Annotated in this window: 12 protein-coding genes; 6 read left to right on the top strand and 6 right to left on the bottom strand. The window is 69.0% G+C overall.

Translation table 11 applies throughout. From position 1 onward, the window contains the following. Positions 1-137: 137 nt before the first annotated feature. From ACIPJ2_RS10675 to sufB, 5 genes are read right to left on the bottom strand one after another with little or no spacing between them, the layout of a single operon-like run. Entirely contained in the window at positions 138-467 is a 330-nt protein-coding gene (locus tag ACIPJ2_RS10675) for a metal-sulfur cluster assembly factor (protein ID WP_071300728.1), read from the bottom strand. 2 nt (positions 468-469) lie between these two features. Beyond that, positions 470-1,243: a Fe-S cluster assembly ATPase SufC gene (gene sufC, locus ACIPJ2_RS10680; RefSeq protein ID WP_281264639.1), complete on the bottom strand. Its 774-nt coding sequence runs from the start codon at positions 1,241-1,243 to the stop codon at positions 470-472. Between the two features lie 58 nt (positions 1,244-1,301). Next, positions 1,302-1,628, bottom strand: coding sequence for a non-heme iron oxygenase ferredoxin subunit (locus ACIPJ2_RS10685; protein WP_281264640.1), 327 nt, complete (start codon positions 1,626-1,628; stop codon positions 1,302-1,304). After that, complete coding sequence (gene sufD / locus ACIPJ2_RS10690; protein ID WP_402728797.1) at positions 1,628-2,890, bottom strand: Fe-S cluster assembly protein SufD; 1,263 nt, start codon at positions 2,888-2,890, stop codon at positions 1,628-1,630. Before sufD ends, ACIPJ2_RS10685 begins: the two co-directional genes overlap by 1 nt. Next, complete coding sequence (sufB, locus tag ACIPJ2_RS10695; RefSeq protein ID WP_402728798.1) at positions 2,891-4,309, bottom strand: Fe-S cluster assembly protein SufB; 1,419 nt, start codon at positions 4,307-4,309, stop codon at positions 2,891-2,893. It abuts the gene before it with no gap. 247 nt (positions 4,310-4,556) lie between these two features. Between sufB and ACIPJ2_RS10700 the strand changes: the two genes are divergently transcribed. Next, positions 4,557-5,528, top strand: coding sequence for a heme A synthase (locus tag ACIPJ2_RS10700; protein ID WP_402728799.1), 972 nt, complete (start codon positions 4,557-4,559; stop codon positions 5,526-5,528). Between the two features lie 364 nt (positions 5,529-5,892). On the opposite strand, the gene ACIPJ2_RS10705 is transcribed toward ACIPJ2_RS10700, so the two are convergent. Continuing rightward, complete coding sequence (locus tag ACIPJ2_RS10705; RefSeq protein ID WP_402728800.1) at positions 5,893-6,816, bottom strand: heme o synthase; 924 nt, start codon at positions 6,814-6,816, stop codon at positions 5,893-5,895. Positions 6,817-7,276: 460 nt separating this feature from the next. Between ACIPJ2_RS10705 and tkt the strand changes: the two genes are divergently transcribed. From tkt to ACIPJ2_RS10730, 5 genes are all read left to right on the top strand, one after another. After that, entirely contained in the window at positions 7,277-9,370 is a 2,094-nt protein-coding gene (gene tkt, locus ACIPJ2_RS10710; protein WP_402728801.1) for a transketolase, read from the top strand. Positions 9,371-9,523: 153 nt separating this feature from the next. Continuing rightward, positions 9,524-10,639 carry a transaldolase gene (gene tal, locus ACIPJ2_RS10715; RefSeq protein WP_402728802.1) on the top strand — a complete coding sequence of 372 codons (1,116 nt, stop codon included), beginning with the start codon at positions 9,524-9,526 and terminating at the stop codon, positions 10,637-10,639. Continuing rightward, positions 10,640-12,247 carry a glucose-6-phosphate isomerase gene (locus tag ACIPJ2_RS10720; RefSeq protein WP_402728803.1) on the top strand — a complete coding sequence of 536 codons (1,608 nt, stop codon included), beginning with the start codon at positions 10,640-10,642 and terminating at the stop codon, positions 12,245-12,247. 23 nt (positions 12,248-12,270) lie between these two features. Further along, positions 12,271-13,809 (top strand): glucose-6-phosphate dehydrogenase, encoded by a 1,539-nt coding sequence (gene zwf / locus ACIPJ2_RS10725; RefSeq protein ID WP_281264648.1) that lies wholly within the window; start codon positions 12,271-12,273, stop codon positions 13,807-13,809. Then, on the top strand, positions 13,806-14,750 hold the full coding sequence (locus ACIPJ2_RS10730; RefSeq protein WP_281264649.1) for a glucose-6-phosphate dehydrogenase assembly protein OpcA: 945 nt from the start codon (positions 13,806-13,808) through the stop codon (positions 14,748-14,750). The genes zwf and ACIPJ2_RS10730 overlap by 4 nt, the downstream gene beginning before the upstream one ends. The last annotated feature ends 95 nt before the right edge of the window (positions 14,751-14,845 follow it).

Consider the following 14,845-nt stretch of genomic DNA (forward strand, 5'->3'; position numbering starts at 1 on the left):
CCCCACTGCCCGCCACCCTTTCCGAGGTACAAACCTAAACTAACCCGGGGGGCGCCCCCGCCCCCCCGCCCCCCCCCCCCCCGGGGGGGGGGGGGGGCCCCGCGCCCCCCCCGCCTCCCGTCTGTGTGTGGTCGCGACTAGATCGAGAAGCCGAGCGCGCGCATCATCTCGCGCCCGTCGTCGGTGATCCGCTCCGGACCCCACGGCGGCATCCAGACCCAGTTGATGCGGAACGCGTCGACGATGCCGTCGAGCGCGTTCGCGGTGTCGCCCTCGATGACGTCGGTCAGGGGGCAGCCCGCGCTCGTCAGCGTCATGCTGATGATCAGGGCGGTCGCCTCGTCGTCCCAGGCGAGGTCGTAGATGAGCCCGAGGTCGACGATGTTGACGCCGAGCTCCGGGTCCTGGACCTCCTTGAGGCCCTCGACGACCTCGTCGAACTTCTCCGGTGCGAGTGCGGTGATCATGGTCAGTGCGCCTCGGCTGCGGCTGCGGCCTGCACGTAGCGGTCGTAGCCCTCGTTCTCGAGCCGGTCCGCGAGCTCGGGGCCGCCCTGCTCGGCGACCTTGCCCGCGACGAACACGTGCACGAAGTCCGGCTTGATGTAGCGCAGGATGCGCGTGTAGTGCGTGATGAGCAGCACGCCGAGGCCCGTGGCGGCCTTCGCGCGGTTGACGCCCTCGGAGACGATCTTCAGCGCGTCGACGTCGAGCCCGGAGTCGGTCTCGTCGAGGACGGCGAACTTCGGCTTGAGGAGCTCCAGCTGCATGATCTCGTGGCGCTTCTTCTCGCCGCCGGAGAAGCCCTCGTTGACGTTCCGCTCGGCGAAGGCCGAGTCCATCTTGAGGTCGGCCATCGACTGACGGAGGTCCTTCACCCAGGTGCGGAGGGCGGGAGCCTCGCCGTCGATCGCGGTCTTGGCGGTGCGGAGGAAGTTCGAGACGGTGACGCCCGGGATCTCCACCGGGTACTGCATCGCGAGGAACATGCCGGCGCGGGCACGCTCGTCGACGCTCATCGCGAGGACGTCCTCGCCGTCGAGGGTGATCGAGCCACCGACGACGTTGTAGCGCGGGTGGCCGGCGATCGTGTAGGCGAGGGTGGACTTGCCCGAGCCGTTCGGCCCCATGATCGCGTGGATCTCGCCCTCGTTGATGGTGAGGTCGACGCCCTTGAGGATTTCCTTGACACCCTGGTCGGTGTCGATCGAGACCTGCAGGTCGCGGATTTCGAGAGTGGACATTGCGTTCCTTCGGTTGCAGCTGGGTCGCGGCGTCAGCCGCGGGGAAGAGTTGGGGTCCCTAGTCGACGGGGACGGGGTCGTGCACGTCGACGTAGACGTCGCCGTCGCGGACCTCGACACGGAAGACCGGGACGGGCTCGTACGCGGGGAAGTTCTGCGGCTTGCCGGTGGTGAGCGAGAAGCGGGATCCGTGCGCCCAGCACTCGAGCGAGTCGCCCTCGACGAAGCCCTCGGCGAGGGAGATGTCCCCGTGCGTGCACGTGTCACCGATGGCGTGCACCGTGCCCGCGGAGTCCTTCACGATCGCCACAGCGGTGCCGTCGACGACGACGCGCATCGGGCTGTCCACCGCGATGTCGCCCTCGGCGCAGACCTTCTCGGCCATCAGGCGTCCGAGCCGTCCGCCTCGGCCGACGGCGCGACGAGCACGGTCCGTCCCTCGGCGAGCTCCTGCTCGACGGCGGCGATGAGGCGTTCCTCGAGCTCGGGGGCGCCGATCTTCTGGATGACCTCGACGAGGAAGCCGAGCACGACGAGTCGGCGTGCTTCTTCTTCCGGGATGCCGCGGGCCTGCAGGTAGAACAGCTGCTCGTCGTCGAACCGACCGGTCGCACTCGCGTGCCCGGCGCCCTGGATGTTGCCCGTCTCGATCTCGAGGTTCGGGATGCTGTCCGCGCGGGTGCCGTCGGTCAGCACGAGGTTGCGGTTCTGCTCGTAGGAGTCGGTGTCGTCGCCGGCGCGGCCGATGAGCACGTCGCCGATCCAGACGGTGTGCGCACCCTGGCCCTGCAGCGCCCCCTTGTAGTTGACCCGACCGCGCGTGTTCGGCGCGTCGTGGTTCACGTAGACCTGCTGCTCGATGTACTGACCCGCATCGGCGAAGTACACGCCGTACATCTCGGTGTCGGCGCCCTGGGCACCCAGGTGCGTCGACGGGTTGACCCGGACGACGTCGCCCCCGAGCGAGACCACGACGTGCTTGAGGAAGGCGTCGCGGCCGACCTCGGCGAACTGCGTCGACACGTGGACGGTGTCGTCGGCCCAGTCCTGCAGCGACACGACCGTCAGGCGGGCGTTGTCGCCGACGACGATCTCGATGTTCTCGCTGAGGAGCGCCGAACCGCGGTTGTCGATGACGACGATGCCCTGCGCGTTCGGCTCGGCCGTGACGACGGTGTGCGCAGCGCGGGGCTGCGTGCCGAAGTCCGAGCGGGTGATGGTGATCGACTCGTAGGACTCGGTCGCCTTGATCGTCACGGCGAGGACGGCGTCACGAGCAGTCCAGGCAGCGGCGGCCGCCCGGTCCTCCGGGAGGCCCGCCGTGCCGACGCGGGGGTCGTCACTGCGACCCCACTCCACGTCGGCGCCGTCGGTCTCCGTCGCCAGGAACGGGTACGCGGAGCCGTCGAGCCCACCCGCGAGGAGCGGTGCGAGCTTGTCGAGCGGCGCGAACTTCCAGTTGACCTCTCGGCCGGTGACCGTCGGGAAGTCGTCGATGTCGCCCGACTGCGGGCGCGCCGAACGGGTCTGGACGGGGACCTTGGAGTCCCATCCGCCGTCGGAGTGCGCCTTCGCGCCGTGTTGGACCGTGGCGGACGCAGGCTCGATCGGCTGGTCGATGCGGGGTGTCTGGGTGGGGCTGGACATCTAGCCGACGGATCCTTCCATGCTCATCTCGATGAGCTTGTTGAGTTCGAGTGCGTACTCCATCGGGAGTTCGCGGGCGATCGGCTCGATGAAGCCGCGGACGATCATCGCCATCGCCTCGTCTTCTGCCATGCCGCGGGACATGAGGTAGAACAGCTGCTCTTCGCTCACGCGCGACACCGTCGCCTCGTGCCCGAGCTGGACGTCGTCCACACGGATGTCGATCGCCGGGTACGTGTCCGACCGGCTGATCGTGTCGACGAGGAGCGCGTCGCAGCGGACCGTGTTGGCCGCGTGGTGCGCGTTCGGGTCGACCCGGACCTCGCCGCGGTACCCGGCACGGCCGCCGCCACGGGCGATCGACTTCGAGACGATCGAGGACGTCGTGTACGGCGCCATGTGGATCATCTTCGCGCCGGCGTCCTGGTGCTGGCCGGGGCCCGCGAAGGCGACCGAGAGCGTCTCGCCCTTGGCGTGCTCGCCGGCGAGGTAGATCGACGGGTACTTCATCGTGACCTTCGACCCGATGTTGCCGTCGATCCACTCCATCGTGGCGCCCTCGTGCGCGATGGCACGCTTGGTGACGAGGTTGTAGACGTTGTTCGACCAGTTCTGGATCGTCGTGTAGCGCACGCGGGCGTTCTTCTTCACGATGATCTCGACGACGGCCGAGTGCAGGGAGTCCGACTTGTAGATCGGGGCCGTGCAGCCCTCGATGTAGTGGACGTACGAGTCCTCGTCCGCGATGATCAGCGTCCGCTCGAACTGGCCCATGTTCTCGGTGTTGATCCGGAAGTAGGCCTGCAGCGGGATCTCGACGTGGACGCCCTTCGGGACGTAGACGAACGAGCCGCCGGACCACACGGCCGTGTTCAACGCGGCGAACTTGTTGTCGCCGGCCGGGATCACGGTGCCGAAGTACTCCTCGAAGATCTCGGGGTGCTCGCGGAGGGCCGTGTCGGTGTCCATGAAGATGACACCCTGCTGCTCCAGGTCCTCGCGGATCTGGTGGTAGACCACCTCGGACTCGTACTGCGCGGCGACGCCGGCGACGAGGCGCTGGCGCTCCGCCTCGGGGATGCCGAGCTTCTCGTAGGTGGCACGGATGTCCTCGGGGAGGTCCTCCCACGACTGCGCCTGCTTCTCCGTGGAGCGCACGAAGTACTTGATGTTGTCGAAGTCGATGCCCGTCAGGTCGGCACCCCACGTCGGCATGGGCTTCCGGCCGAAGAGCTGCAGGCCCTTGAGCCGGTTCTTCAGCATCCACTCGGGCTCGTTCTTGAGGTTCGAGATGTCGGTGACGACCTCTTCTGAGATCCCGCGACGTGCCGAGGCACCGGCGGAGTCGGAGTCGGACCAGCCGAATTCGTACTGGCCGAGCCCTTCGAGTTCTGGACGGTCGATGAGCACGTCGGACATGGTCTCCTCGTTTCCTTCTCGTGGCAGCTTCCGGTTCCAACCGGTCGGCGTCGGGCGCCATTCCATCGCGAACCGCCGACAGGGCGATCACGGTGCTGCTACCTCGCAACGTCATGGTTCCACGCAGTCCTGGGCATGATCGGCGATCTCGGCCCATTCGGAGCCGGCGCCTGCCTAGACTTGACTGCTGCTGAACCCTCGAATCCTACAGGTTCACTGCACGGAACAACAGGAAGGCACCACCCTCGTGACACGCGTCGGATCCCCCGTCGGCCAGGAGACCCGGACCAGGTGGTGGTCCCTCCCCCGCGTCGTCGACCAGCGGGTGGTCGTCCTCGCCTGGGCGTCGTTCGTCGTCGAGGTCGTCCTGATCGGCACGGGTGGGCTCGTCCGCCTCACCGCGTCCGGCCTCGGATGCCCGACCTGGCCCCGATGCACCGCCGACTCGCTCGTGTCGACGCCGGAGATGGGCGTGCACGGGATCATCGAGTTCGGCAACCGTCTGCTGACCTTCGTGCTCGTGGTCGTGGCCATCGCGATGTTCCTGCTGGTCGTCCGGATGCGTCGAACCCGCCCCGAGTTGTTCTGGCTCGCGTTCGCCCAGGGCGCAGCGATCCCCGTGCAGGCGGTCATCGGCGGCCTGAGCGTCCTCACGAACCTGAACCCCTACGTCGTCGGGCTGCACTTCGTCGTGTCGACGCTCCTGACGGCGGTGACGGCCACGCTCGTGTACCGGTCGATGAACGGGCCTCGCACCGCGTCGCGGCTGGTCCCCGGCTCGTACGTCGGCGTCGTCCGGGGGACGATCGCCGCCACCGCCGTCACGGTCCTCATCGGCATCCTGACCACGGGCAGCGGCCCACACGCCGGCGCGGACGAAGCGGTCGACGGCGGCCGCCTGCACCGCACGGGGCTCGACCCGGCGATCCTCCAGCACGTGCACGCGGTCCCGGCGTACGTCCTCTTCGCGCTGACCCTGGTGCTCGTCGTCGGTGCCGTGCGGTTGCACCTCTCCAGCCGGTGGGCGCTCGTCCTGCTCGTCGTGGAGTTCGTGCAGATCGCCGTCGGCCTGACCCAGGCCCGCACCGGGCTGCCGGTCGGGCTGGTCGGCACGCACATGGTCCTCGCCGGCCTGCTCGTCGGTGCCGTCACCGTCGTGACCCTGTCCACGCGGGCATCGGGCGGCCGCCAGGCGGTCCGGGAGCCCCTGCCCCGCTGACCCCCAGCCGCCACCCGCCACCCGCCACCCCGCCACCCGCGAAAGCGACAGTGTCCGCCCGGGATCCGGGCGGACACTGTCGCTTTCGCATCCGGACACACGCACCCAGGGGACGCTGCGTCACGCGCCGGTCACGGTCGGACGGGAGGCTCGTGGCGGGCCCGCCACGAGCCTCCCGTCCGACTGCTCCGACCGCTCCGCCCGTTCCCGCCCACAACGGGCGTGATCGAAAGCAGAAACGCGCGTAGGTGGTCGGAAAACCCGACCACCTACGCGCGTTTCGACTTCCCACGCGGGAAACGGCCGCCCGCGGCAGCACGCCCGCGGCGGCGCACCCGCGCCAGCCCCGGGGCCGCAGCGCGCCCTAGAAGGTGAAGACCTGCGGGAGCAGGGGGTCGATGCCCACCGCGATGAAGAGCAGCGTCAGGTAGGTGATCGAACTGTGGAAGACCCGCATCGGCTGGACCTGCTCCACGTGCTGGATCGCCCGGTTGTAGAGCTTGTGCGACTCCACGACGAACCACACACCGCCCGCGAGCGCGACGACCGTGTAGAGCGGCCCCATGTGTGCGACCGGGATGAGCAGCAGCGAGCAGACGAGCGTCGCCCACGCGTACAGCACGACCTGCAGACCGACGACCGTGCGGCCCCGGACGACGGCGAGCATCGGCACGTCGGCGGCGTCGTAGTCGTCGCGGTACTTCATCGACAGCGGCCAGTAGTGCGGCGGGGTCCAGAGGAAGATCACCATGAACAGGATCACGGGCGCCCAGGTCAGCGACCCCGTGACGGCCGCCCAGCCGATGAGCACGGGCATGCAACCGGCTGATCCGCCCCAGACGATGTTCTGCGGCGTGCGGCGCTTGAGCCACAGCGTGTAGACGAAGACGTAGATCAGGATCGCGGCGACGCTGAGCGCTGCGGCGAGCCAGTTGACCAGGAACCCGAGGACCGCGGTCGACCCGATCGCGAGCACCCACGAGAACACCAGGGCTTCACGATCCGAGAGCTCGCCGGTGACGAGCGGCCGCGTGCTGGTCCGCTTCATGAGGCGGTCGATGTCGCGGTCGATGTAGCAGTTGAACGCCGACGCCGACCCGGCCGACATCGCGCCACCCAGCAGCGTCCAGAAGACCAGCCACAGGTTCGGCACCCCGCGCTCGGCGAGGAACATCGTCGGCGCCGTCGTGACGAGCAGCAGCTCCATCACACGCGGCTTCGTCAGCGAGACGTACGCTCGGACCTTGCGGGACAGCGTCGAGCGACGCTCGGTGTCGGGCCTGGTCACGGTGGCAGTCGGCAAGGGGACCTCAGTCTGTTCGCTTCAGCTCGCACGCTCGGTGGACGACGCCATCGGCGTCCGGGCATGCGCTGACCCGGAATGTTCACGGGTCATCGACAGTTTACGGGATGGAAGCGCCGCGACGATGCCCCGCTCCCCATCCGGTTAAGAAGTCGACGAGATGCGTCCCGAGACCGCCGCAGAACCGCGGAACAGCGGGCGACACGCCCGGAGCGGCAACGCGCGAGGACCGCGTCCATGAACATCGGGGGTCACCTGAACCCCTTCTGAGTGGCGGGTCACTATGCTGGAGACGCCCTCCCGCAGTGTGCCCCGACGAAGCCGGCCGCGAAATGCGCCGGTCGGCCGCCGGTGACGGCGACACGACGGAGCCCCGGGATGGGAACCATGTCCGTGCGATGGCACGAGCCCTCGCACATGTCGCTACAGAAGGGTCAACATCCAAGTGGCTGAATTCACCTGGGACGCCATCGACCGGAAGGCCGTCGACACGGCCCGCGTTCTCGCCGCCGATGCGGTCGAGGCCGCCGGCAACGGTCACCCCGGCACCGCGATGAGCCTCGCGCCGCTCGCACACCTCCTCTTCCAGAAGGTGATGCACCGCGACCCGAGCGACTCCACGTGGATCGGCCGTGACCGGTTCATCCTCTCCGCTGGACACGCATCGATCCTCCAGTACGTGCAGTTCTACCTGCACGGCTACGGCCTCGAGCTCGAGGACCTCCAGCACCTCCGCAAGTGGGGCTCCAAGACCCCGGGTCACCCGGAGTACGGCCACACCGACGGTGTCGAGATCACCACCGGCCCGCTCGGCCAGGGCCTCGCGTCCGCCGTGGGCTTCGGCTACGCGCAGCGCTACGAGCGCGGCCTCTTCGACGCAGAAGCCGGCGAGGGCCAGTCGCCCTTCGACCACTTCACCTACGTGATCGCCGGTGACGGCGACATGCAGGAAGGCGTCACCAACGAGGCAGCGAGCCTCGCGGGCCGTCAGCAGCTCGGTCGCCTGGTCGTCTTCTACGACTCGAACCAGATCTCGATCGAGGACGACACCGACATCTCCTTCTCGGAGAGCGTCCCGGACCGCTACGAGGCCCTCGGCTGGCATGTCCAGACCGTCGACTGGAAGAAGACCGGCGAGTACACCGAGGACGTCGAGTCCCTGTACGCCGCGATCGAGGCCGCCAAGGCCGAGACGAACAAGCCGTCGCTCATCGTCCTCAAGACGATCATCGGCTGGCCGTCGCCGACCAAGCAGAACTCCGGCAAGATCCACGGCTCGGCGCTCGGCGCCGAGGAGATCAAGGGCCTCAAGGAGGTCCTCGGCTTCGACCCCGAGCAGACCTTCCACGTCGACCCCGAGGTCCTCGAGTACACCCGTGGCGCGATCGCCAAGGGCCAGGCACAGCACGCCGAGTGGCAGAAGACCTTCGACGCGTGGGCCGAGTCCCACCCGGAGCAGAAGGAACTGTTCGACCGCGTCATGTCGAAGACCCTCCCCGAGGGCCTCGAGGCAGCGCTGCCGGAGTTCCCGACCGACAAGGCCGTCTCCACCCGTGCCGCGTCCGGCAAGGTCATCAACGCCATCGCGCCGCTGATGCCCGAGTTCTGGGGCGGTTCCGCGGACCTCGCGGAGTCGAACCTCACCACGATCGAGGGCGCCAAGTCCTTCGGCCCGCTCGACGCGGCCACCAAGGCCTGGAGCACCGACCCGTACGGCCGCGTGCTGCACTTCGGCATCCGCGAGCACGCGATGGGCTCGATCCTGTCCGGCATCGTCCTGCACGGGAACACCCGCCCCTTCGGCGGCACGTTCCTCATCTTCAGCGACTACATGCGCCCGGCCGTCCGTCTCGCCGCGCTCATGCAGGCGCCGGCGATCTACGTCTGGACGCACGACTCCGTCGCCCTCGGTGAGGACGGCCCGACGCACCAGCCGATCGAGCAGCTCTCCGCACTCCGCGCGATCCCGGGTCTCGACGTCGTCCGTCCGGCCGACGCCAACGAGGTCGCGTACGCGTGGCTCGAGATGCTGGGGCACCAGGACCGCCCGGCCGGCATCGCGCTGAGCCGCCAGAACCTCCCCGTCTTCGAGCGTGGCGACGGTGACGCGTCCGGCGAGGTCTTCGCCTCCGCGAAGAACGTCGGCAAGGGCGCGTACGTCCTGGCCGAGGCGCCGAACGGCACCCCGGACGTCATCCTCATCGCGACCGGCTCCGAGGTGCAGATCGCGGTCGAGGCACGTGAGCAGCTCAAGGCCGAGGGCATCAACGCCCGCGTCGTGAGCGCCCCGTCGCTCGAGTGGTTCCGCGCCCAGAGCGAGAACTACCAGGACCAGGTCCTGCCGAAGGACGTCACCGCGCGTGTCTCGGTCGAGGCCGGGATCGCGATGAGCTGGCGCGACATCGTCGGCGACAAGGGTCGCAGCGTCTCGATCGAGCACTTCGGTGCGTCGGCCGACTACCAGACGCTCTTCAAGGAGTTCGGCTTCACGACGGAGCACGTCGTGGCCGCCGCGAAGGAATCCATCGCGGCTTCCTGACCCTGATGGGCCGGGTCCGGTTCGCCGGATCCGGCCCTTCTTCCGGGAGGCCCGGCTCGGCTCCGCCAGTCGCCTCCCGCCCCCACACCACGACACCAGGGCCCGCATCACCTCCGCGACGCGGGCCGGTCGACGAAAGAAGAAGAGAAACACATGGCTGACACCACCCCCACCGCCGAGCTCTCCGCCGTCGGCGTGAGCATCTGGCTCGACGACCTCTCCCGCGAGCTCCTCGAGACCGGCCGTCTCGACGGCCTCATCGAGGACCGCAACGTCGTCGGCGTGACCACCAACCCGACGATCTTCGCGTCGGCACTCGCCAAGGGCGAGCGCTACGACTCGCAGGTCAAGGAGCTCGCCGCCGCTGGCACCGAGGTCACCGACGCGATCTTCGCGATCACCACGCAGGACGTCGCGAACGCGTCGGACCGCTTCAAGGCGATCTACGACGACACCAAGGGCTTCGACGGCCGCGTCTCGATCGAGGTCGAGCCGGGCCTCGCCCACGACACCGCGAAGACCATCGAGCAGGCCAAGTTCCTGTACGAGAAGGTCGGCCGCGAGAACGTCCTCATCAAGATCCCCGCGACGCTCGAGGGCCTCGAGGCGATCACCGAGGTCATCGGCGCCGGCATCTCCGTCAACGTCACCCTGATCTTCTCGCTCGAGCGCTACCGCGCCGTCATCGACGCCTACCTCGGTGGCCTCGAGAAGGCGAAGGCCGCTGGCCACGACCTCTCGAAGATCCACTCGGTCGCCTCGTTCTTCGTGTCGCGCGTCGACACCGAGATCGACAAGCGCCTCGACGCGATCGGCTCGGACGAGGCGAAGGCCCTCAAGTCCAAGGCCGGCGTCGCCAACGCGCAGCTCGCCTACCAGGTCTGGGAGCAGGCGTTCGACTCCGAGCGCGCCAAGGGCCTCCTCGAGGCCGGTGCCAACACCCAGCGTCCGCTGTGGGCCTCGACCGGTGTCAAGGACCCGTCGCTCTCCGACACGCTCTACGTGACCGAGCTCGCCGCCCCGCACACGGTGAACACCATGCCGGGCAAGACCCTCGAGGCCACGTTCGACCACGGCCAGGTCCACGGTGACGCGATCTCCGGCTCCTACGACGCCGCCAACGGCGTCATGGACCAGCTCGCCGCGGTCGGCATCGACTACGACGACGTCGTCGCGCTCCTCGAGAAGGAGGGCGTCGACAAGTTCATCGTCTCCTGGGGTGAGCTCGTCGAGACCGTCAAGACCGCTCTCGAGAACGCCAACAAGTAAGTGACGGTCTCCATCGCAGCCACCGGCGACGCCGCGCGGGCCATCGACAAGATGGTCCCGCAGCTCGTCGCCGACCTGGTCGCGTCGGGGATCACCGCGGAGGACCCCGAGCTCTGGGGTCCGGCAGCCGAGGCCGAGGCGTCCGAGCGCCTCGGATGGGTGGAGGCCGTCTCGGTCTCCACCCTCCTCGTGGCGCAGATCGAGGCCCTGCGCGACTCCCTCCGTGCCGAGGGAGTCGACCACGTCGTGCTCGCCGGCATGGGGGGATCGTCGCTCGCGCCTGAGGTCATCACGCGGACGTACGGCGTCCCGCTGACGATCCTCGACTCGACGAACCCGGCACAGGTCCGAGCCGCCGTGGAGCACGACCTCGAGCGCACCGTCCTCGTCGTCTCGTCGAAGTCCGGTTCCACGATCGAGACCGACGCTCAGCGCCGGGTGTACGAGCAGGCGTTCCGCGATGCCGGGATCGACCCCGCGCAGCGCATCGTCGTCGTCACCGACCCTGGTTCGCCGCTCGAGGCGTCCGCTCGCGACGCCGGCTACCGGGTGTTCACCGCCGACCCGAACGTCGGCGGCCGGTTCTCCGCACTCACCGCGTTCGGCCTCGTGCCGTCCGGTCTGGCCGGAGCGGACATCCAGGAGCTCCTCGACGAGGCCGACGCCATCTCGGCGCTCCTCGCCGTCGACACCGACGAGAACCCCGGGCTCGTGCTCGGCGCGGTCCTCATGAGCGTCGATCCGACCGTGTCGAAGATCGGCATCGTCCCGGACGGCACCCACATCGTCGGGTTCGGCGACTGGATCGAACAGCTCCTCGCCGAGTCCACCGGCAAGGACGGGCTCGGGCTCCTGCCCGTCGTCCTCACCCCGGACTCCCCCGAGGTCACGAACGTCCCGGCGGACATGCAGATCATCCGCATCGTCGGGTCGCGCGGGGCCGAACGCCACGTGGCTCCGAACGAGGCCGAGATCGACGGCACGCTCGGCGGCCAGATCCTGGTCTGGGAGTACGCGGTCGCGGTGGCCGGACGCCTTATGGGGATCAACCCCTTCGACCAGCCCGACGTCGAGGCCGCCAAGGCCGCCGCGCGAGCCCTGCTCGACGGCGGAGCCGGCGACGGCTCCCGACGACCGGAACCCGCCTTCGAGGAAGCGGGCACGGCGGTGACGGCAACCGGCTTCGAACCGGGCACCACCGTCGCCCAGGCCGTGACCGGCCTCCTGTCCGGTCTCGGCGACCGCGGCTACGTCGCCGTCCAGGCGTACGTCGACCGCACGACGAGCCAGTCCCTCGAGCCGATCCGCGACCTGCTCGCGGCGCGCACCGGCCGTCCCGTCACCTTCGGGTACGGCCCCCGGTTCCTCCACTCGACCGGGCAGTACCACAAGGGCGGACCCGCGAACGGCGTGTTCCTGCAGATCGTCTCCGACGACCAGGCAGACCTCGACGTCCCCGGCCGCCCCTTCACCTTCGGCCAGCTCATCCGGGCGCAGGCAGCGGGGGACGCCAGCGTCCTCGCGCAGCACGGGCGCCCGGTCCTGACCCTGTCGACGCGGGATGTTCCCGCGCTCGCACAGGCGCTCACGGCCGCAGTACGTTCCTGACACCAAAAGGAGTTCACCGACACATGTCACCGGTGGCGATCACCCCGGAGCACAACCCGCTCCGGCTACCCACGGATCGTCGACTGAACCGCATCGCGGGTCCCAGTACCCTCATCATCTTCGGCGTGACGGGCGACCTGTCCCGCAAGAAGCTGATGCCCGCGGTGTACGACCTCGCGAACCGGGGGCTCCTGCCTCCTGGATTCGCGCTGGTCGGGTTCGCTCGGCGTGACTGGGAGGACCAAGACTTCTCCCAGCTCGTCCACGACGCGGTCAAGGAGCACTCGCGTACTCCCTTCGACGAGGACGTCTGGCGGCAGCTCGAACAGGGCATCCGCTTCGTCCAGGGGTCCTTCGACGACCCCGACGCGTTCGTCCAGCTCAAGGAGACGGTCGACGCACTCGACGCCGAACGCGGGACGCTCGGCAACCACGCGTTCTACCTCTCGATCCCCCCGAAGATGTTCCCGGTCGTCACCGAGCAGCTGAAGCTGTCCGGCCTGACCGAGAAGCGGGACGGTTCCTGGAGTCGCGTCGTGGTGGAGAAGCCGTTCGGCTCCGACCTCCGCACCGCGCGCGAGCTGAACGCGATCGTCGAGAGCGTCTTCGCTCCCGATGACGTGTTCCGCATCGACCACTACCTCGGCAAGGAGACGGTCCAGAACCTCCTGACGCTGCGGTTCGCGAACCAGATGTACGAACCCATCTGGAACTCGAACTACGTCGACCACGTGCAGATCACGATGGCCGAGGACATCGGCGTCGCCGGACGTGCCGCGTACTACGACGGCATCGGCGCGGCGCGCGACGTCATCCAGAACCACCTGCTCCAGCTCCTCGCACTCACCGCGATGGAAGAGCCCGTCTCGTTCAAGGCCGGTCACCTCCGCGCCGAGAAGGAGAAGGTGCTCTCCGCGGTGGAGCTCCCGGACGACCTGTCGACCGCCACCGCCCGCGGGCAGTACGCCGGCGGCTGGCAGGGCGGCGAGAAGGTCCTCGGCTTCCTCGAAGAAGCGGGGATGAACCCGGAGTCCGGCACGGAGACGTTCGCGGCCATCAAGCTGAACATCGCCACGCGTCGGTGGCAGGGCGTCCCGTTCTACCTGCGCGCCGGCAAGCGCCTCGGCCGCCGCGTCACGGAGATCGCGATCGTGTTCAAGCGCGTCCCCGAGGACGTGTTCGGCATCCCGCAGTCCCCGCTCGGCCAGAACGCACTCGTCATCCGCGTCCAGCCGGACGAGGGCGTGACGCTGCGCTTCGGGTCGAAGGTCCCGGGCGTCGGCACCCAGGTGCGCGACGTGACGATGGACTTCGGCTACGGCCACGCGTTCACCGAGGCATCGCCGGAGGCGTACGAGCGACTCATCCTCGACGTGCTCCTCGGTGACCCGCCGCTCTTCCCGCGGCACCAGGAGGTCGAGCTGTCCTGGAAGATCCTCGACCCGATCGAGGAGTTCTGGGCCACGCAGGGCCAGCCCGAGCAGTACCGTCCCGGCACGTGGGGTCCGGCTTCGGCCGACGACCTGCTCGCCCGCGACGGCCGGACCTGGAGGCGTCCATGAAGATCGATCTGCCGAACACCACGGTCTCGAAGATCCAGAAGACCCTGGTCCACATCCGCGAAGAGGGCGGCGCCGTCGCACTCGGTCGTGTCCTGACGCTCATCATCTCGACGGCTCTCGGCCACGAGGAAGAGGCGATCGCGGCCGCGAACGAGGCATCGCGCGAGCACCCGATGCGCGTGATCATCGTGTCGAAGAACGACGGCGACATCCACTCGCCCGGTCGCCTCGACGCCCAGATCCGCGTGGGGAGCGACGCCGGCGCGAGCGAGGTCATCGTGCTCCGCGCCTACGGCGAGACGGCCACCGACGAGGAGAGCCTGGTCACCGGCCTCCTGCTGCCGGACGCGCCCGTCGTCGCCTGGTGGCCCGGCATCGCACCGTCGAAGCCGTCCGAGTCCTCGCTCGGTCGCATCGCGCAGCGCCGGATCACGGATGCCGCTGCCCAGAAGGACCCGAGCATCGCGATCGCGGCGCTCGGAGCGTCCTACGTGCCGGGTGACACCGACTTCGCGTGGACCCGCCTGACCCTGTGGCGGAACCAGCTCGCCGCGGCGCTCGACCAGCCGCCGTACGAGCCGATCACCGGCGTCGAGGTCTCGGGGGCGAGCGACAGCCCGTCGACGATCCTCCTCGCCGCGTGGTTGCGGCTGCAGCTCCAGGTCCCCGTGTCCGTCGTCACGTCGCCGCGCGCGACCGGGTCGAGCGGCATCCACGGCGTCTCGCTGGTGCGCGAGAGCGGGACGATCGAGCTCGAGCGTTCCCTGGTCGACGTCGCGACCCTGTCGATGCCCGGCCAGCCGACGCACGATCTGTCGCTGCCACGCCGCAACCTGCGCGACTGCCTGGCCGAGGAACTCCGTAGACTCGACCCCGACGTCCTCTTCGGAGACGTCGTCAAGCACGGGGTGGCCCAGCTCCGCGATTCCGTCGCGGGCTGATCAGCTCCACAGCGGTCCGGTCGGTCTGCCGCCGTCGTCACGACGGGGACCGGCCGGCCGGACCGACGGCGGTCACATCAGGTGGCCGCACCACG

The organism is Curtobacterium sp. NPDC090217 (assembly GCF_044746705.1).
Lineage (GTDB): Bacteria > Actinomycetota > Actinomycetes > Actinomycetales > Microbacteriaceae > Curtobacterium.